Here is a 17505-nt window from a genome sequence, read left to right as displayed (position 1 = left end):
GCGTGTGCGTTTATTACTGATCGAGGATGATGTGGCCTTGGGGGAGGGCATCCATCAGGCCCTGAGTCGCGAAGGCTATACCGTCGACTGGTTGCAGGACGGCAGCAGCGCCTTGCATTCGCTGCTCAGTGAGACTTTCGACCTGGCGGTGCTTGACCTTGGCTTGCCACGCTTGGACGGCCTGCAGGTGTTGCGGCGCTTGCGTGACAGTGGTTCCAACCTGCCGGTGCTGATCCTCACCGCCCGGGATGCCACCGAGGATCGCATCGCCGGGTTGGACGCCGGGGCTGACGACTATCTGGTCAAACCCTTCGACCTGGCGGAGCTCAAGGCCCGGCTACGGGCCTTGTTGCGCCGCAGCGCCGGCCGCGCCCAGGCGTTGATCGAACACGCCGGCATCAGCCTGAACCCCGGCACCCAGCAAGTCAGTTACCAGGGCAAGCCGGTGGCCCTGACGCCCAAGGAATATCAGCTGCTCCATGAACTGCTCTCGCCGCCGGGCCGCGTCATGACTCGCGATCATTTGATGCAGTTGCTCTACGGCTGGAGCGAGGAGGCCGAGAGCAACACGCTGGAAGTGCACATCCATCACCTGCGCAAGAAATTCTCCGCCGACCTGATCCGTACCATTCGCGGTGTCGGTTACCTGGTGGAGGAGCGTCGATGAGTTCGATCCGGCGGCGTACCCTCACGTTGATCCTCGGCTTGCTATTCCTTGGCCTGTTGATCATCACGGTATTCAACCTGCATGACAGCAACCACGAAATCGCCGAGGTCTACGATGCCCAATTGGCGCAAAATGCCCGGCTGCTGCAGGGTGTGATGCGCATGCCGATGGCGAGCAAGGAACACGCCGAGCTGTATCAGGCGTTCAATTCGGCGTTGGGGCAGGCGATGCCTAAAGTCGACGGTCATCCCTATGAAAGCAAGATCGCTTTCCAGGTCTGGAACTCACAAGGTTCGGTGCTGGTTCATACCTCCAGCGCACCGTCGTTCACCTCACCGCCGGGCACACCCGGTTTCAGTGACATCGTGGACCAGAAGAGCCGTAAGTGGCGGGCGTTTGTCCTGGACGACGCGCAATACGGCTTGAAGATCTGGGTGGGCGAGCGCGACGACGTGCGTGCCGACCTGGTCGACCGCATTGTTCGTCACACCGTTGTGCCCAATCTGATAGGTAGCGTGGTGCTTGCCGCAGTGATCTGGCTGGCCATCGGCTGGGGGCTCAAGCCCCTGGTCGATATGGCGGCGAAGTTGCGCGCCAGGCATCCCGGCTCCCTGGAACCCTTGCAAATGATGCCGCTCCCTACGGAGCTTGAGCCCATGCAGGCGGCACTCAACCGTGTCTTGGCGCAGATCCAGGAGGTGATGGGCCGTGAGCGGCGTTTCATCGCCGACGCCGCCCATGAAATGCGTACGCCCTTGGCCGTACTGCGGGTGCATGCACAGAACCTGATGGAGGCGGGGAGCGAGCAAAGCCGTCGCGAGTCCCTGGAACACCTGATTGCCGGGGTCGACCGCACCACGCGCCTGGTCAACCAATTGCTCACCATGGCGCGGCTCGAACCGCAGGCAGGCGTTCCGACGCCTGCGGTCATCGACCTGGCCACCACGGTTCGGGCGAGCCTGGTGCAAATGACGCCTTGGTTGTTGAGCAAGGGGCTCGAGCCGGTGCTGGATGTCAGCGATGACATCGGTCCGGTTCGAATCGACCCGGTGGCTATGGACATCGCCTTGAACAACCTGGTGACCAATGCGGCCAATTTTTCGCCGGCCAACGGCACGATCACCGTACGCCTGGCCAGGAAGGGCGATCACTACGAACTGTCCGTCGAAGACCAGGGGCCGGGTATCGACGAGGCCGAGCGTGAGCGGCTCTTCGAACGCTTCTACAGTCGTGGCAACGACCAGGGCGCCGGGTTGGGGCTGACGATCGTGCGCACCATCGCGGATCAACTGGGGGGGCACATACGCTTGGAGAATCGTACTGAGGGTGGGCTGTGCGCGACCATGGAAATAGGGCGCTTCTAAGCGATTACCCGGTGCCATGACCGGTGGCCGGCCTCGTAGGGTGCTTCAAGCAGGCGCATCGGTCGTAGATTGTCCGGCGAGAAAGGCGACTATCTCGTCGGCCGTGCTGCCTCCCGATCAATGGCCGCGCGGTTTTCCAGGGCGCTGAACACCAACATGCCCGCCAACATGGCCAGCATGAAGACAAAGGCTTGCCAGTGTCCGGTCAGCAGGATGGCCACCGCGGGGCCGGGGCAGATGCCGGCGATGCCCCAGCCGATACCAAACACCAGGCTGCCACCGATCAGGCGTGGGTCCAGTTCTCGCTTGACCGGCAACTGCATGGGGCTGCCCAGCAGCGACTGAGTCTGTTGGCGCGCCCAGGCCAGGGGGACGATGGCGGTGCCAATCGCCCCGATCATCACCAGCGCCAGGGACGGGTCCCAGGCGCCGGCCAGGTCCAGGAAACCCAATACTTTTTTCGGGTTGGCCATGCCTGCCAGGAGCAGCCCGAAGCCAAAGAGCAGGCCGGCGATGAATGCCGTCAGTTTGCGCATGTTCAAACCCCTATCACGTGACGCAGGACGAATACCGTGGCGAAACCGCTGAGCATGAAACACGCCGTGGCGACCATCGAGCGCGGTGAAAGTCGTGACAGGCCGCACACGCCATGGCCACTGGTGCAGCCCGAACCGTAGCGAGTGCCGACCCCCACCAACAGGCCCGCGACAGTGAGGCCGAACCCGCCGTTCTGGAACTCGATCGGCGGCAAGGTGGCAAACACGCCCCATAATGGCGGCGCGACGAGCAGGCCCAGAAGAAACAGAGCCTTCTCGCCCAGCCCTTCGCTGCCACGCTGCAGCAGGCTGCCGATCAGCCCACTGATGCCGGCGATCCGGCCGTTGGCGACCACGAACAGGCTGGCCGCCAAGCCAATCAACATACCGCCGGCAAGGGATGACCAAGGCGTAAAGTTGAGCCAGTCAAGATTCATCAGCGTTCTCCGGTACACAATCGTTGATATCCCACTATGCGATTCAACCCAGGGCTTTTACCAGCAGCACGGCCGCTACCAGCGTCGACACAAGGACGAAGCCATCTTTGCAGATGGGTTCCGGCAACCTGGCAACGACCAGGCGCCCGCCGAGCTCGCCAGCACCCCTGGCAGGGCAACCAAAGCGATAACGGTCAGCGACGTGGCGAGCACCGATTGCGTGGTCAGATTGGTGTACCGTTGGCGCGCAGTTGTGCCTCAGCCAACTCGCTGCGGCGCAATCACCCACAGGCTGCAGGGCATTTTGTACAGCAGGCTTTCCACGGTACTGCCGATCAGCTTGTCCAGGCTGCCGTAGCGCACGCGCCCCATGACGATGACATCAATGTCACGGGACGCGGCGTAGCTCGCCAGCACCTTGGCCGGGTCACCCATGATCATGCGTCGCTGGTCCGGAGCGATGCCATTACGTTCGGCCAATGCATCGAAGGCGGCGCCCTGGGATTCGTAGAGCTGGCGGGCCAGGGTCGAGGAGAAGAACATCGAACCGTTGCCGAAACCGTATTCGGCGGCGGTAATGGACGAAAGGTCATAGGCGTAGATGACTTCCAGCGTCGCGTCGCAGCGGGTGGCCAGCTTGTTGGCTTCGCTCAGGATACGGTCATTGAGGCTTTCGTAGTGTCCGTCCTGATGGAACGGGTCGATGGCGGCCATGATCTTGCGCGGACGAGCGTGGTTGACCTTGTTGACGAAGTGCAGTGGAACTGCGCATTCGCGCAGCAGGTGCACGTCCAGCGGTGTGAACATCAGTCGGGAAAACCATGACTCAGGGTCCACCGACTTGATCAGCGCCTCCATAGGCGCTTCCTTGAGGTGGACCAGGATTTCCTGCAAGGGGCGCTCGACCCACGTCACTTCTGTCGTGACCTCGATACCGAGGTTGCGCAGGGGCCTGGCCTGTTCTTCCAGCCACTGCCGATGGCGCTCGATGTAGCCCAGGCGCATCTGCTCCAGTGCTTGCTCGTTGACCAGGCCCGCCGTGGCCAGGCCTTCGAGGTAGTCAAACGCGACAATATGCAGCGCCGCGCCTTCGGCCCTGGCCAGTGCGGCGGCCCGGTCGAACGCCGGGCTGTGTTCCATCAGTGACGAGACGACCAGCATCAAGCGTGATTGCGTAGACATGACAAACCTCCCGGGCAAGGACCTGTTGGCGCCGGGCGACATTTCGCGCGGCGTGGTGTCTGTCATCGATCATGAGCGTCATGGCACCCGGTAACTTGATTTGCATCAAACACGCTTCAACGCGTTGCACCGAAGGCGGCAACGGCGCGGCAATCGCGCTATGTTTGGACATGATCAGTCGCCTCAGGGCAGGAGCGAGAACCGGCTCGGACCTCTGGATTGAGTGACAACCGCAGGCAGTGCCAGAGAGCCGTAACCATGACTGAAACCCTGGCCTTCGCCAATGCCGCCGCCGCGCTGGTCGTGCTCCCGCTGGCGCCGGATCGATTCCTCGGGCCTTATGACGCAATCAACCTGCGCAACCTGTGCACGCTCACCGTCATGCTGATGGCGGTGGGTGCGCTGGGGCAGGCCATACCAAGGCCCCGTGCAGCGTCCGGAGCTAAAGGTAGAGCCGGTGAATGACCTGCCGGGTGTCGTCGGGATCGCTGTGGGTTTCAAAACCCAGGCTATGGGCCAAATCCCGCATCGGGGCATTGCTGGCCGCATCGACGGAGTACATCTGGCGGTAGCCATTTTTACGCGCGGTGTCGATCAGGTGCTCCATCAGCAACGTCCCCAGCCCCAGGTGTTGCCAAGGGTCGGCGACCGTCACCGCGCACTCGCATTCGTGTTCCTGGGTCGCGCAATAGCGACTGACTCCGATCTCGATCAACTCGCCGTTGTCATGGACCAGGGCGATGTAGGCCATGCGTGTCTTGCAGTCGACGTCCATCAAATGATCGAGCAACGCCGCGCCTGGCTCATTGATCTGCGCCAGAAAGCGCATGTGCCGGGACTCTGGTGACAGGCGCATGATGAAGTCGTATTCGCGCTGGCGATCCTGCTCCCTTAGCGGGCGGATCAAGACATGCCGGCCGTCCTTGAGTGCCTGGATCCAGTGTTTGCCACTGATGCTGGCATACAGGGCAGCGGCGCGTTCGTTGTGGTCTTTGACAGTGAGCATGGTGCGATCCTCTCTCGGATGTACGCGTGCGGTGCGAGAAAAAGCTATGCATTCGGTACAGTTCTACGCCCGCCATGGCGATCGATTCTGATCTGGATCAGTGCCCGCGTATCCGTCGTCTTCACCGTCGAACAGATGTAAGTCGGTACGGCACACACCGCTGGCTTGCATCTTGATCAAGCAATGCCCTGCAGCTGGCGTCGGTTGAGGGCGCTCTTCCAGTTGCAAGGGCTGGTACGAACTTAGTGTCCCTGGTTCTGATGTAAATCAAGTCACCTTTGTTTCCGCGCTCCAGAATCAGGCATGAATAACGGTTCAAGTGACCCGCCAATGGAATCAGCCCAGGGCACGGGCTCTACCAGCCAATCCTGTTTTTTGCGGAGGACGTGATGAGCGATTTTCTCAGCCCTGACCAGCTGGAAGGCATTGACGCCTACTGGCGTGCGTCCAATTACCTGGCTGTGGGGCAGATCTACCTCAAGGACAACCCGTTGCTGCGCAAACCGCTGCAACGCGATCATGTCAAGCCGCGATTGCTGGGCCACTGGGGTACGACGCCGGGGCTGAACCTGATTTACGTGCACCTCAATCACCTGATCAAGGCCCGTGACTTGAACATGATCCTGATCACCGGCCCCGGTCATGGCGGCCCCGCCATCGTCGCCCAGAGTTACCTGGAGGGCAGCTTCACCCAGTGTTACCCCTCGGTGGAGCAGAATGAAAACGGAATGCTGCGCCTGTTCCGGCAATTTTCCTGGCCTTATGGCTTATCCAGCCATGTCTCTGCGCAGATTCCCGGCTCCATCCATGAAGGTGGGGAGTTGGGTTATTCCCTGGCCCATGCCTATGGCGCAGTGTTCGACAACCCGGACCTGATCGTGGCTTGCGTCATCGGCGACGGTGAGGCCGAAACCGGCACGTTGGCGGCGAGCTGGCACTCCAACAAATTCCTCAACCCCAGGCGTGATGGGGCCGTGCTGCCCATTCTTCATCTCAACGGTTTCAAGATCGCCAACCCCACGCTGCTTTCGCGCATCAGTGAAGACGAGCTGTCGGCCCTGATGTATGGCTACGGCTACGATCCTTATTTTGTCGAAGGCGACGATCCGCAAGCGGTGCACCAACAGCTGGCCAGGACCCTGGACGGCATGTTGCTCAAGATTCGCGAAATCCAGCGCATGGCCCGCACGGATTCGTCGGAACGTACCCTGGAACGCCAGCTCTGGCCGATGCTGGTGCTGCGCACGCCCAAGGGTTGGACCGGTCCTAAATTCGTCGATGGCCAGCAGGTTGAGGGCACCTGGCGGGCCCACCAGGTGCCGCTGAGCCACTTCGAGCTGCCCATGCATTTGACGCAACTGGAACAGTGGCTCCAGAGTTACCGACCGCGGGAATTGTTCGACGACAACGGTGCGTTGTTGCCGGATATTGCCGCGTTGGCCCCGACGGGACATCGGCGCTTGGGCGCCAATCCCCATGCCAATGGTGGCGTGCTCCTCAAACCCCTGGAATTGCCACGGTTTACCGATTACGCCGTGCAATTCTGCGCGCCCGGCAGCGTGCAGGCAGAGGCTACCCGGGTATTGGGTGGTTTCGTGCGTGATGTGATGAAGCACAACCTGCGGGCAGGCAATTTCCGTCTGTTCGGCCCCGATGAAACCGCCTCCAATCGCCTTGATGCGGTGTACGAGGTCAGTGGCAAAACCTGGATGGCGGCCCTGGAGGCAAGCGATACGAACTTGGCATGCGATGGCCGGGTGATGGAAATCCTCAGCGAGCAAGTGTGCGAAGGCTGGCTGGAGGGGTATTTGCTGACTGGTCGACATGGGCTATTTTCCTGCTATGAGGCATTCATCCATATCGTCGATTCGATGTTCAATCAGCACGCCAAATGGCTCAAGACCGCAGCCCAGATCCCGTGGCGCGCGTCGATTGCTTCGCTCAATTACCTGCTCACGTCCCATGTCTGGCGCCAGGACCACAATGGCTTTTCCCACCAGGACCCGGGGTTCATCGACCTGGTGGCGAACAAGAGCGCCGATGTGGTGCGCATCTACCTGCCAGCAGACGCCAATTGCCTGCTGTCCGTTGCCGATCACTGCCTCAAGAGTCGCGATTACATCAATGTGATCGTGGCCGGCAAGCAGCCGGAATGGCAGTGGCTGGACATCGATTCGGCCATTCGGCATTGCTCGATCGGGATCGGCCGCTGGGCCTTTGCTTGCAACAACGACGAAGACCCGGACGTGGTGCTGGCCTGTGCCGGTGACGTGCCGACGTTGGAAACCTTGGCCGCTGTCACGCTGCTACGTGAATACGTACCCGACCTGCGCGTGCGGGTAGTGAATGTCGTGGACCTGATGGCCCTGCAACCGCCGCAACAGCATGCCCACGGGTTGCCGGACGCCGAGTTCGATGGGTTGTTTACCGTGGACAAGCCAGTGATTTTCGCCTTCCACGGCTATCCGTCGCTGATCCATCGGCTGGTCTACAAGCGTCGCGGCCACGATAACTTTCATGTCCGCGGTTTCATGGGGGAGGGCGCCACCACTACGCCGTTCGACATGGCGGTCATCAACCACCTGGACCGCTACCAACTGGCGCTCGATGTCATCCAGCGTGTGCCAAGGTTGCAGCCGCTGGTGGACAGCGCTCGGGATCGCTACTGGGCAACCATGGAAAAGCACCAGCTGTACCTCATCGAGCATGGGCAGGACATACCCGAAGTCTTGAATTGGCGCTGGACGCCGACGCCGCTATGACGGCCAACATGCCTCATGGCATCGACGTTGCGCCGTGGCGTTCGAGCCCGACTTGGAAGATCCATCATGAGCCGGTACCCACAGCCTGTTGCTGATTCTCAACCTGGCACAACGTCATTCGCCCTGCATCACACCGCAGCCCTGGCGGCGGCCCGTGGGGTGCACTTGCATGTCACCGCCTCGATACCTCGCTGGACATTCTTTCGCTGCTTGAAGCTGAATGACCGGATCATCCGCCAGGCAATGGGGCTGGCAGCTTCAACGACGCATTCGGCCTGAAATAAGCACAGGCAAGAAAAGCCCCTCGTCGTTGGCCGGCGAGGGGCAGGGTTCAAAGCGATCAATCGGCCTTGATTGACACGACCTTTTCCGCTTTCAGTGCTTCCGGTTTTTTAGGCAGTGTCAGCGTCAGCACGCCTTTGCTGAACTGGGCTTCGATCTTGTCGCTGTCGACGCTTTTTGGCAGGTTGAACACGCGTTCGAAGGAGCCATAATGGCGCTCGGACAGGTGATAACCCTTTCTTTTTTCTTCCTTGGTGTCTTTTTTCTCCCCCTTGATGATCAGGTTGCCGTTGGCCAGACGGATTTCGATGTCTTTCTGATCCATGCCGGGCAACTCGGCGGTGAGTTCAAAGCCCTCTTCCTTCTCACTGATGTCAACGGCCGGCAGGCTGCTGGTGAAGAACTCGCTACGCCAGAAGGGTTCGACATCGAACAATCCGCGACTGAAGGGCGAAAGCCCTGTGCCCCGGTTGAAGTCATCGAACAGGCGATCCACCTGCTGGCGGAGCTTTTCAAATGGATGCCTGAGCTGAGCCTTGGCGGGATGCGGAGCGTTTTCTTCGGTTTTGACCGGCATTTTTTTCACTGAATTGGACATTTGATTTTCCTCTTTGGTGATGTCCGGGCGGGTACTTGGCCTGATGACCAGGTACCGGAGCCACCCAGATCACCAGCAGCAGGCTCCAGCCCAAACCATTGACGACCCGTCCCGTCATGGCCCGTTGAGCGAGCGATCGGCAAACCCAGCGACAGGCGTCTGGCCTCGACCTTTCGCAAGCTGTCGGCCGAAGGGTGAGGTGTGACGGTCGGGATGACCGGTTTTGTACCTTGCAGGTGCGTTGCCATGATCAAGGCCTCCATGAGACGGGAGGTTCGGTAACCTTCGTCGATGCAAAGGTTCGAACGCTGAGTCTTAATTTCGGCTTGGAGGCGTTGAGTGGTATTGATGTAGATCAGATGTCATGCAGAGCAGGTATCACCGTTCCGAATGACGATGACAACCGGCGAATTTTTGCTTGAGACCAGGCAAATCCAGAATCGTGACATTGCGCCCATGCATGTCCACCAGCTCCTCCTGGCGCAGGTGGGCGATTCCCCGACAGATGGTCTCCAGGCGCAGGCCCAGGTAGGAGCCGATGGCTTCGCGGCTCATGCGCAGCACAAATTTCCTGGAGGAATAACCTCGCATGTTGAGCCGCTGGGATAGGTTCAATAGAAACGCCGCCAGGCGTTCGTCGGCGTTCATGTTGCCGAGCATCAACAGCATGCTGTGGTCGCGCACGATTTCCTGGCTCAGGAGTTTGTTCAGGTTGTGCTGCAACGACGGCAAGTCGTGGGCCAGTTTTTCCAGGCGGTTGAAAGGCAGCGGGCAGACTTCGCTGTCTTCCAGGGCAATGGCATTACAGGCGTAGTGATCGGTACTGATAGCGTCCAGGCCAAGCATTTCGCCTTGCATCTGGAAACCAGTGACCTGTTCGCGACCGTCTACCGAAAGGACGCTGGTCTTGAAGAAGCCCAATCTCACTGCATACAGCGAGCGCAGTGGGTCGCCGGTGCGATACAGCGCTGCGCCTTTCTTGACCTTCACCTGCCGGGTGATCAGCCTGTCGAGGCGCTCGACTTCACCCCCCGTCAGGCCAATGGGCAGGCACAGTTCAAGCACGCTGCAGTTCGAGCAAGGGGTCTTGAGGGCATGCACCCCCAGGAGTCGGGGTTCGGACTCGTCCATGGGGAAAACTCCTTTAGTAGGAGAGCAAGCATAGAAGAACAACTCGTCCATTCCTGTTTTTTGTCGCCTAAAGCGATACCGATTGTCGATTGGCGCAGTGGGGGCGCAATGGATGGGTTGCATACCTTCACTATCGGTCTACAGGACGAAGTGAACCCATGTGCGGCGTTGGACGAGCCATACAGTTGACAAAGATCAGAGTGGGCAAGGGGGGGTGTCAGATACTCAAGCCAGTTGTTAGACGTTTTTCCTGCAGCGCTAGACCGAGGAAATAACCATGGCCCTGAATAGATATTTGCCTGTCGTATTAATGATTTTTTTTCTGGCAACCACCGCCGGGTGCAGCAATAAGCTTGCCCAGGAAGTGGAGGCCCGACTGGAATCGGCGGAAAATAACGCCGCAACGGCAAGGCTCAGGGCGGATGAGGCCTACAGGAAGGCTGAGCAGGCGCAGATAATGGCCGAGCAGGCGCAACGTACCGCCGAAGAGGCGAGCATACGTGCCACTCGGATGACCGAGAAGGCCTCGCGCAAGTAATTCGCGGATGTATGGAACATGGGCAAGAGGCTGGCGCTGAGCGGGTTCGTCGACCTTCGGTTTCCTGACGTGCGAGGGTCAGAACGGCCCCAGCTTGAGCGGGTACTCTATGACGATATACAGCCGGTCGATGTCGTCTCCGGCCTGGGCGCTGTTGGCGCGATGGGTGACATGGGACAGTTGCAACGACAGGTCCTTGGCCGGACCTGACTGCACGATGTAGTGCAGGTCCAGGTCGCGCTCCCAATGGCGTCCGCCAGCACCTTGTTGCGGACTGTAAGTGCCGGTGTCGGTATCGAACGGGTTGTAGGCACCGCCTTGGGGGGCATGGCTGCCGTCGATCCCGCGTCCAGTCACATAGCGGGCCATGAAACTCAAGCCAGGGATGCCCAAGGTGTCCAGGTCGAGGTCGTAGCGCGCTTGCCATGAGCGCTCGCCCGGGCCGTTGAAGTCGGCATATTTGATCGAGTTGGCCAGGTAGATGGAGTCGCCGCCGACGAAATCGAAGGGCGTGTCGCCGTTGATTTTCTGATAGGCCAGGGTGAACGCCTGGGCGTTGAGCCGGTACTTGCCACTCAGGCTATAGGCCGTGGTGTCGATGGCCCCGGCGTTGGCCTTGCCGTAGTCGCGGGTGTGGTACAGGTTGCCGTCAAGGAACAGTTCGCCAAGGGTGGCATGCAGGTTGGCATAGTACTGGCGCCAGGTATCGCTCAGTTCGGAGGCGTAGAGCGCGCCGCCCAGGGCTTGCCCGGTAAACAGGTCGGCGCCGATGAAGTCGATGGCGCTGCTGCGCGTCGTCGCGCCGTACCCGGAAAAATCACCCTTGCTGGTCGAGGCGTCCTGATTCTTGAACGCACTGAAGTGGCCCACCTGCAGGTCGAGCCCGTTGTATTCGCGGCTGGAGAGCAGCAGGCCGCTGGCGTATTCGGGTTGCAGGCGCTTGTCTGCGGTATCGAATACCGGGCTCTGCACGGTCATTTCGCCGACCGCCAGGGTGGTGCGTGAGGTGTTGAATTTCAGCGTGCCGCCCGCGCTGGAGTAATGCTCCTCGCTTCGCCCATCCTCATCCAGCGGCAATAATCCCGTTCCGGAATGCCCCTTGCCGCCGTCCAGTTTCAACCCCAGGAACCCGTGGGCATCGATGCCTACGCCGATCGTGCCGGGGGTGAAGCCGGACTCGAACGAGGCGATGAAGCCCTGGGCCCATTCCTGTTTGTAGCTTTTGCCTGCCGGGGTCGGGGCGCGATAGTCATTGTTGAGGTAGAAGTTGCGGCTGAGGACTTGCAGCGTCGCCCCGTCGAGAAAGCCGGGTGTGCTTTGCGCGAGTTCCGCTGCCATCGCCGGTGCGGCGCTGCCTGTGAGCAGGGCAAGCAGCCAGAGTGGCTTCAGGGCGGCGGTTGAGTGATGGGGTGCAGGCAACATGCTTCATTTCCATGTGAAATTGGGCGGGCGAAGGGGCGGTACTACCCGTAGCCAGCAGGGAAATGTCCGGCGCACCGCAAGATGGGCCGGCAGCTCCCCGCTTGAGAAAACAGGTCTTGGCAGAGGGCTTCATTCTTGGGCGCGGGGCGCGAGCGTGCGAGTTAAACGTTGTTAATTGCGCTCAGGTGCGGCACCGGACGCTGCACTCACTCAGCACAGGGCTACAAAGGTTCCTTCAACAGCATTTCACACCGGTCCTTCAAGTAGGCGTGCAGCGTGCGTATGGCGGGAGTGAATTGCTTTCGATGGGGGCAAACGAAGTTGAGAGGATAAGGCTCGCCCGCGACGTCAGGCAGCAAGACCTCCAGCCTTCCAGCCCGTACGTCCTCGCAAATGTCCAGCCACGATTTGTACAAGATGCCTTCTCCCGCGATCGCACATCGTCGAATGACATCCGCATCGTCACTCAGCACTGGACCGTTGATGATGATGCAATCGCTCTGCGGCTCTTTGGGGAATATCCACCGGTCGTACAGCTTGCCGTTCAAATGAAAACGCAGGCAAGCGTGCCCGATTAAATCCTGCACGGTCTCAGGCCGTCCATGCTCATCCAGATAGGCAGGTGAGGCTGCAACTACCCGGCGGTTGGCGGGTACCAGCGGCATGGAGATGAAGTCCGCATTCTGTAGGGTGCCATAGCGGACCGCGACGTCTATCGGATCGCGGAATATGTCCGAAACCTGGTCTGAAAGCATGATTCGAAGAACCAGGCCAGGGTTGTCCCGCCGGAAATCGATCAGCCAGGGCAGCAGGACATTTCTTCCGAAGTCCGAGGCGCTGGCGATTTGCAAGACCCCACGCAGTTGCGGGTCGCTTTGCTGCAGTCCCGCTTTTCCCTCATTCAGCGTATTCAAAACGTCCCGGGCATAGGGCAGGTAGCGTTCCCCCTCAGCGGTGAGTCGAAGGCTGCGAGTGGAGCGGGCAAACAAGCGTGTATCGAGCTCGCACTCCAGGCGCTTGATGGCGGCGCTTATTTGCGCAGGAAACAAATCCATTTCCCGTGCCACGACCGAAAAACTGTCAACGGTCGCCGCTCGCACAAAAATGGCGAGGTCATTAATTCTTATCATTTCCCGAGCACCCTTTGCCTGGTATCCACAGAGGCGCTTTCAGACCCGCAAAGACGGCATGGCGCACGGCGACAACATAGGGATTTACGCAGGTCGTTGAAACCTGCTTCAACGGAAAATCAGACGTGCCGCAATGGCACAAATGGGTGGGAGTCGTGTTTCGAAGGCTTCCCTGCGACCAGTTTGATAATGGGGCGTTGCAATGCGTATTCTTGTTCCATGAAAGCACAAATGGGTCTAGACCGATTGACCGGTCTCATAGCGTTTGCACGCACGGCATCCTTGGGTAGCTACTCGGCTGCTGCCCGGGATCTCTCCGTATCGCCTTCGGCCGTCAGTAAAAGTGTCCAACGATTGGAGGAACACTTTGGACTGCGGCTTTTCAGTCGCACCACCCGTGCATTGGTCCTGACACCGGAAGGGCGCGAGCTCTACGAGCGTGCCTTGCGTGTGATTCGCGAAGTGGAACAGATCGAGCAGGCCGCCGTTGCAGCGCGAGGAGAACCGTCCGGGACGTTAAAGGTGACTGCGCCCCTGCCCATCGGTGTCAACATCCTCGCGCCAGCGCTCCCGGCGTTCCGTGAACGCTACCCTGAACTGACGGTGGACTTGCGTTTAGGCGATCAATTTGCAGACATCATCGAACAGGGCATCGACGTAGCGATTCGCGTCGGAAACCTGGCTGATTCAAGGCTTGTTTCCAGGCCGCTCGGTCCTCATCGAATCTGCACCTTCGCTTCGCCAGCGTACCTTGCCAGGAAAGGCATGCCGCGCAGCATCGACGATCTGGTCAATCACGACTGCGTCAACTTCGCTATCAAAGCACTGGGCAGGCCCTGCGCTGGCCGTTTCAGGTAGGGGAGCGCGTGGTGGAGATTACGCCCAACGCCAGCATGATCATTGATGTCAGCGATGCTGTCGCCGTGGTGCTCGCGGCAGGCGCAGGCATAGGCATTTCTCCGACCTACGTGGCTGCACCTTATGTCCAGCGGGGCGAACTGGTCCCCGTATTCCCGGAATTCGCCGTGGACAGGTTCACCATTACCGCTCTCTGGCCAGAGAGCCGACGGGGCAGTCCGAACGTCAAGGCATTTTTGGAATTCCTGCAGGAGATATTCCCTGCACCCACGCCTTGGGATTCGCTGATCGAAGTGGTCAGGGATGTTCATCGCTAGCGTTGCCTTACGGCTAACTGTTTGCCAAGGCAGGTTGACCAGAGATGTTCAGTTTGGCCCTCGCTGCAGCAGATCAACGAAGCGTTTCGCTGGATGAGGCAGCGAAACAAGACTTGTATCTGCTCACTGCGATAATGACGGTGCCGGTCCTCTTCGTTCACCCAAATGCCTGAAATCGACCACTGGAAGACCTCTTGTTCCCGGCACGTCAGCGCGTAATCAAGACATCCGGGAAGAAGTGCAATATGTGCCAGGGCTGCTTGGATTTCTGGACAAGACAGCGGGGGGAGAATAGGGAAGCGAATACTGATTTGATTGTAACTGTATAAGGTCCGATGCCTCGCCATGGTCCTGTCCATTTAACACCCCGCAGGCGTAATGTAGTTGATTGGAACGGCGCCGCTGGTTGAAAAAACCGGTTACATATAAGGCGTCGTGCGCGACTCACTGCGCGGCTTGATCATATTTGCTTGATCGCCGGAAAAGGAATAGGCCGAGAGGTTTAACACTTGCACAAAATTTGCGTAAGTAACATCAGGCCCTGGCAGTCTTGGGTTGGAACCATTTAAACCGCTACGGTTTAGCTCCTAAGCCCTTGGGCGGCTGTATTTTAAAAGTCCTCTGGTCAATGCTCTTTCAACCCCGGCAGTCGGCGCAGTGGCTGAAAGGGGCAGCGTTACCCGATGCCTACGTGCTTCTTAAGTGGCACGCCCAGTCAGGGCTGCGTTTGCAAGGACACCATGATGAAAAGTTTAGCCATTATTGTCCCGCCACAGCGGCTTGACGTCGCGATGTTGGTGACCTGTATGGGGGTGTGGCGTAAGGAATATGACCTCAGGATTTTTTCTGCCGACACTTGCCGTGTCGGTGTAATGACATTCGATGATGTTAAAGCCGAGGATCTGGAAGAGCTGCACAGCGAATGTTTCGATGCGGTGGCGGTCATGGATGGGGTCGGTACAAAAGACTACCTGTGGGACGATATAAAAGTCATCGCTGAACTTCAACGTTTCGACAAGGCGCGCAAGTTAATTGCGGGGCTAGGGCTGGGCGCCATTGTTCTCGCTCAATCGGGTGTTCTGGTTGGTAAACAGGCCGCAGGCGGTGAGTCGGTCGAGTTGATGGTTAAGTTGGCAAGTTATGGGGCGATTTTCGTCCCTGATGATGTCGTGATGTTGAAGTGGATCATTACCGGTAGCGGAAAAGACGTTGAAGCATTTGCCCAGGCAGTATCCAGTTGGCTACGCAACCGATCAGGTAACTAGTGAGGTTATTCGAAGCAGATTGGCAAGTTGCTCAATCTGATAACCCGTGCATGAGGAAAATCAAATGAAATCCATTCTTTCGACAAACATAAGCGGAGCGGGCGACTTGACGGGTAAGAGTATCGTCATATTTGGCGGCACCTCCGGGATCGGTCTGGCTGCTGCCATCCAGGCGAAACAATCTGGAGGCAAGGTCCGTGTAGTGGGCCTGGACGCCGTCCGCGCGCAAAAGATTGCTGCGCAGCATGGTTTTGAAAGCTGGCGGGTTGCGGACGTCACCCAAAGTGAAACCCTGTATGACGCTTTGTCGGATATCGAAAAAGTGGACCACCTGGTGCTCCTGGCCGGAACCTTTGTGGCTGGCAAGACCCTGGATGCGGACATTGCCTACCTGCGTCGCGCCTTTGACGAGCGAATCTGGGCCGCGATCCATGTCTTGAGGGCCCTGGGGGATCGCCTCTCCCGGGATGGTTCGGTGACCTTCATTTCCGGTTCTCTGGCGGATCGCCCGAATGCCTACGGTACCGCCGTGCTTGCCGCCGCATCTGCCGCCATGGAAGCCCTTGCCCGTGGTCTCGCCCTGGAGCTGGCGCCTGTCCGCGTCAATACGCTGTCACCCGGTCCGATCGATACCCCCATCCTCGCTAAGGCCATGGGGGACGCGCGCGATGGCTTCGTTGCTGCACTTGAGCGGACCCTGCCGCTGCATCGCCTGGGGACCGCTGACGAAGCAGGTGCGGCGGTGGTGTTCCTGATGAGCAACGGCTTCATGAACGGCGCCACGATCAATGTTGACGGTGGAGCTCGCCTGGTTTGAGTCAGGGAAGGCCACCTCAATCGCTTCACATAAAACCCATCGCTCCAGGAGCAAACATGAAACATCTATCGAAAGCTGTGCCCGCAATGATCGCGCTGTCTGTGGGGGCAACCATGGCTGCCGCGAATCCGGTACCTGAGCATCAGACCCAGGCGTTCTTGAGCGCGTTGGCGGCAGGGGGTGGCAAACCTCTCGAGCAGTTGAGCCCGCAGGAGGCGCGTGCGGTCCTGACCGGCGCCCAGAAGTCGGTTCAGGTCGATATGTCGGGCATCGAGGTCAGTGACAAAACGATCATGGCCGACGGCAAGGCGATCAAGTTGACGGTTGTACGGCCGCAGAAGGTCAAGGGGCCGCTGCCCGTGTTCATGTTTTTTCATGGCGGTGGTTGGGTGTTGGGGGATTACCCGACCCATGCCCGATTGATTCGCGACCTGGTCGTCGCTTCGGGCGCCGTCGCGGTGTATGTCGATTACACGCCGTCTCCCGAAGCCCATTACCCTACCGCGATAAACCAAGCCTACGCCGCGACCAAATGGGTCGCCGAGCATGGTCAGGAGATCAACGTGGATGGCAAGCGATTGGCCGTGGCCGGCAATAGCGTCGGAGGCAATATGGCGGCGGTCGTGAGCCTGATGGCGAAGGAAAAAGCCACGCCGAAGCTTCGCTTCCAACTGCTGCTGTGGCCGGTAACCGACTCGAGCTTCGATACCGATTCATACCGGCAATTCGCCGAAGGGCACTTCCTCACCAGGAACATGATGACTTGGTTCTGGGATAGCTACACGGCAGACCCGAACGAGCGTACGCAGATTCATGCCTCGCCACTCAAGGCAAGCCTCGATCAGTTGGAAGGGCTGCCACCGGCCCTCGTGCAGACCGCAGGGCTCGATGTTCTGCGGGATGAGGGCGAAGCCTATGCCCGCAAGCTCGATGCTGCCGGCGTGGAGGTCACGGCGGTTTGTTACAACGGAATGATTCATGACTATGGCTTGCTCAATCCGCTGAGCCAGGTACCGGAAGTGAAGGCCGCGATGAGGCAGGCCGGGGCTGAGCTCAAGGCTCATCTCAACTGAGTTGGCCGCACGCCGCCCGGCAGATTGCGGGCGGCTGCGTAGTTGGATTCACCATTCGTCAACGAGACACCCTGGCACTTCTTGACAGCCATCGAGCCTGGGTAAATACTCGTCGCTCAT

Annotated in this window: 18 protein-coding genes and 1 pseudogene; 10 read left to right on the top strand and 9 right to left on the bottom strand. The window is 59.4% G+C overall.

Features of this window, described 5'->3' with window-relative positions:
* The first annotated feature begins 4 nt into the window (after positions 1–4).
* Positions 5–667: a response regulator gene (locus BLQ55_RS03895; protein ID WP_092197858.1), complete on the top strand. Its 663-nt coding sequence runs from the start codon at positions 5–7 to the stop codon at positions 665–667.
* Positions 664–2031: a sensor histidine kinase gene (locus BLQ55_RS03890; RefSeq protein WP_092252481.1), complete on the top strand. Its 1368-nt coding sequence runs from the start codon at positions 664–666 to the stop codon at positions 2029–2031. Before BLQ55_RS03895 ends, BLQ55_RS03890 begins: the two co-directional genes overlap by 4 nt.
* Positions 2032–2120: 89 nt before the next feature.
* Here the strand turns inward: BLQ55_RS03890 and BLQ55_RS03885 are convergent, their stop codons facing one another.
* The 3 genes from BLQ55_RS03885 to BLQ55_RS03870 form a co-directional block, all read right to left on the bottom strand.
* Entirely contained in the window at positions 2121–2567 is a 447-nt protein-coding gene (locus BLQ55_RS03885; protein WP_092252479.1) for a DUF6691 family protein, read from the bottom strand.
* A 2-nt stretch (positions 2568–2569) separates the two neighbouring features.
* On the bottom strand, positions 2570–3004 hold the full coding sequence (locus BLQ55_RS03880; RefSeq protein ID WP_092252477.1) for a YeeE/YedE family protein: 435 nt from the start codon (positions 3002–3004) through the stop codon (positions 2570–2572).
* Positions 3005–3262: 258 nt separating this feature from the next.
* Complete coding sequence (locus tag BLQ55_RS03870) at positions 3263–4186, bottom strand: universal stress protein (RefSeq protein ID WP_092197866.1); 924 nt, start codon at positions 4184–4186, stop codon at positions 3263–3265.
* A 258-nt stretch (positions 4187–4444) separates the two neighbouring features.
* Here BLQ55_RS03870 and BLQ55_RS03865 point away from each other — a divergent pair, with 258 nt between their 5' ends.
* Complete coding sequence (locus BLQ55_RS03865; RefSeq protein ID WP_092197868.1) at positions 4445–4651, top strand: hypothetical protein; 207 nt, start codon at positions 4445–4447, stop codon at positions 4649–4651.
* On the opposite strand, the gene BLQ55_RS03860 is transcribed toward BLQ55_RS03865, so the two are convergent.
* Together BLQ55_RS03860 and BLQ55_RS32400 are read right to left on the bottom strand one after the other, a co-directional pair.
* Positions 4629–5192 carry a GNAT family N-acetyltransferase gene (locus tag BLQ55_RS03860; protein ID WP_092197870.1) on the bottom strand — a complete coding sequence of 188 codons (564 nt, stop codon included), beginning with the start codon at positions 5190–5192 and terminating at the stop codon, positions 4629–4631. The two genes, BLQ55_RS03865 and BLQ55_RS03860, sit on opposite strands and share 23 nt — an antisense overlap.
* A 120-nt stretch (positions 5193–5312) precedes the next feature.
* A pseudogene (locus BLQ55_RS32400) lies at positions 5313–5420 on the bottom strand (alcohol dehydrogenase); the annotation flags it as partial.
* A 161-nt stretch (positions 5421–5581) separates the two neighbouring features.
* On the opposite strand from BLQ55_RS32400, the gene BLQ55_RS03855 reads away from it, so the two are divergent.
* Positions 5582–7954, top strand: a complete 2373-nt coding sequence (locus BLQ55_RS03855; RefSeq protein WP_092252475.1) for a phosphoketolase family protein — start codon at positions 5582–5584, stop codon at positions 7952–7954.
* 340 nt (positions 7955–8294) lie between these two features.
* Here BLQ55_RS03855 and BLQ55_RS03850 read toward each other — a convergent pair whose 3' ends face one another.
* Together BLQ55_RS03850 and fnr are read right to left on the bottom strand one after the other, a co-directional pair.
* Positions 8295–8834: an Hsp20/alpha crystallin family protein gene (locus BLQ55_RS03850; RefSeq protein ID WP_092252473.1), complete on the bottom strand. Its 540-nt coding sequence runs from the start codon at positions 8832–8834 to the stop codon at positions 8295–8297.
* Positions 8835–9212: 378 nt separating this feature from the next.
* A complete protein-coding gene (gene fnr / locus BLQ55_RS03840) occupies positions 9213–9965 on the bottom strand; it encodes a fumarate/nitrate reduction transcriptional regulator Fnr (protein ID WP_092252471.1) in 753 nt (250 codons plus the stop codon).
* Positions 9966–10242: 277 nt separating this feature from the next.
* Between fnr and BLQ55_RS03835 the strand changes: the two genes are divergently transcribed.
* Positions 10243–10503, top strand: coding sequence for an Lpp/OprI family alanine-zipper lipoprotein (locus BLQ55_RS03835; protein WP_092197880.1), 261 nt, complete (start codon positions 10243–10245; stop codon positions 10501–10503).
* Positions 10504–10581: 78 nt separating this feature from the next.
* On the opposite strand, the gene BLQ55_RS03830 is transcribed toward BLQ55_RS03835, so the two are convergent.
* On the bottom strand, positions 10582–11925 hold the full coding sequence (locus BLQ55_RS03830) for an OprD family porin (RefSeq protein WP_092252469.1): 1344 nt from the start codon (positions 11923–11925) through the stop codon (positions 10582–10584).
* A gap of 221 nt (positions 11926–12146) precedes the next feature.
* Positions 12147–13055 carry a LysR family transcriptional regulator gene (locus BLQ55_RS03825; RefSeq protein ID WP_092252468.1) on the bottom strand — a complete coding sequence of 303 codons (909 nt, stop codon included), beginning with the start codon at positions 13053–13055 and terminating at the stop codon, positions 12147–12149.
* Between the two features lie 189 nt (positions 13056–13244).
* On the opposite strand from BLQ55_RS03825, the gene BLQ55_RS32395 reads away from it, so the two are divergent.
* The 5 genes from BLQ55_RS32395 (at position 13245) to BLQ55_RS03805 (ending at position 17385) form a co-directional block, all read left to right on the top strand.
* The gene (locus BLQ55_RS32395) at positions 13245–13913 is read left to right on the top strand and encodes a LysR family transcriptional regulator (RefSeq protein ID WP_371128516.1); all 669 of its coding nucleotides are present in this window, start codon (positions 13245–13247) and stop codon (positions 13911–13913) included.
* Between the two features lie 11 nt (positions 13914–13924).
* The gene (locus BLQ55_RS32390; protein ID WP_371128512.1) at positions 13925–14230 is read left to right on the top strand and encodes a LysR substrate-binding domain-containing protein; all 306 of its coding nucleotides are present in this window, start codon (positions 13925–13927) and stop codon (positions 14228–14230) included.
* 743 nt (positions 14231–14973) lie between these two features.
* Positions 14974–15495 (top strand): DJ-1/PfpI family protein, encoded by a 522-nt coding sequence (locus tag BLQ55_RS03815; RefSeq protein ID WP_170847556.1) that lies wholly within the window; start codon positions 14974–14976, stop codon positions 15493–15495.
* Between the two features lie 64 nt (positions 15496–15559).
* Positions 15560–16312 carry an SDR family oxidoreductase gene (locus BLQ55_RS03810; RefSeq protein ID WP_092197893.1) on the top strand — a complete coding sequence of 251 codons (753 nt, stop codon included), beginning with the start codon at positions 15560–15562 and terminating at the stop codon, positions 16310–16312.
* Between the two features lie 56 nt (positions 16313–16368).
* Positions 16369–17385: an alpha/beta hydrolase gene (locus tag BLQ55_RS03805; RefSeq protein WP_092252466.1), complete on the top strand. Its 1017-nt coding sequence runs from the start codon at positions 16369–16371 to the stop codon at positions 17383–17385.
* Positions 17386–17505 lie beyond the last annotated feature (120 nt).

Source organism: Pseudomonas sp. NFACC13-1, from assembly GCF_900104425.1.
GTDB lineage: Bacteria > Pseudomonadota > Gammaproteobacteria > Pseudomonadales > Pseudomonadaceae > Aquipseudomonas > Aquipseudomonas fluorescens_AA.
The sequence above is the reverse complement of the archived record's forward strand: the minus strand, read 5'-3'. Positions and strand labels throughout refer to the sequence as shown.

Coding starts and splice junctions, on each gene's coding strand:
- BLQ55_RS03890 (WP_092252481.1), top strand. CDS start 664: ATGAGTTCGATCCGGCGGCGTACCCTCACGTTGATCCTCGGCTTGCTA.
- BLQ55_RS03885 (WP_092252479.1), bottom strand. CDS start 2,567: ATGCGCAAACTGACGGCATTCATCGCCGGCCTGCTCTTTGGCTTCGGG.
- BLQ55_RS03880 (WP_092252477.1), bottom strand. CDS start 3,004: ATGAATCTTGACTGGCTCAACTTTACGCCTTGGTCATCCCTTGCCGGC.
- BLQ55_RS03870 (WP_092197866.1), bottom strand. CDS start 4,186: ATGTCTACGCAATCACGCTTGATGCTGGTCGTCTCGTCACTGATGGAA.
- BLQ55_RS03865 (WP_092197868.1), top strand. CDS start 4,445: ATGACTGAAACCCTGGCCTTCGCCAATGCCGCCGCCGCGCTGGTCGTG.
- BLQ55_RS03860 (WP_092197870.1), bottom strand. CDS start 5,192: ATGCTCACTGTCAAAGACCACAACGAACGCGCCGCTGCCCTGTATGCC.
- BLQ55_RS03855 (WP_092252475.1), top strand. CDS start 5,582: ATGAGCGATTTTCTCAGCCCTGACCAGCTGGAAGGCATTGACGCCTAC.
- BLQ55_RS03850 (WP_092252473.1), bottom strand. CDS start 8,834: ATGTCCAATTCAGTGAAAAAAATGCCGGTCAAAACCGAAGAAAACGCT.
- fnr (WP_092252471.1), bottom strand. CDS start 9,965: ATGGACGAGTCCGAACCCCGACTCCTGGGGGTGCATGCCCTCAAGACC.
- BLQ55_RS03835 (WP_092197880.1), top strand. CDS start 10,243: ATGGCCCTGAATAGATATTTGCCTGTCGTATTAATGATTTTTTTTCTG.
- BLQ55_RS03830 (WP_092252469.1), bottom strand. CDS start 11,925: ATGTTGCCTGCACCCCATCACTCAACCGCCGCCCTGAAGCCACTCTGG.
- BLQ55_RS03825 (WP_092252468.1), bottom strand. CDS start 13,055: ATGATAAGAATTAATGACCTCGCCATTTTTGTGCGAGCGGCGACCGTT.
- BLQ55_RS32395 (WP_371128516.1), top strand. CDS start 13,245: ATGGGGCGTTGCAATGCGTATTCTTGTTCCATGAAAGCACAAATGGGT.
- BLQ55_RS03815 (WP_170847556.1), top strand. CDS start 14,974: ATGAAAAGTTTAGCCATTATTGTCCCGCCACAGCGGCTTGACGTCGCG.
- BLQ55_RS03810 (WP_092197893.1), top strand. CDS start 15,560: ATGAAATCCATTCTTTCGACAAACATAAGCGGAGCGGGCGACTTGACG.
- BLQ55_RS03805 (WP_092252466.1), top strand. CDS start 16,369: ATGAAACATCTATCGAAAGCTGTGCCCGCAATGATCGCGCTGTCTGTG.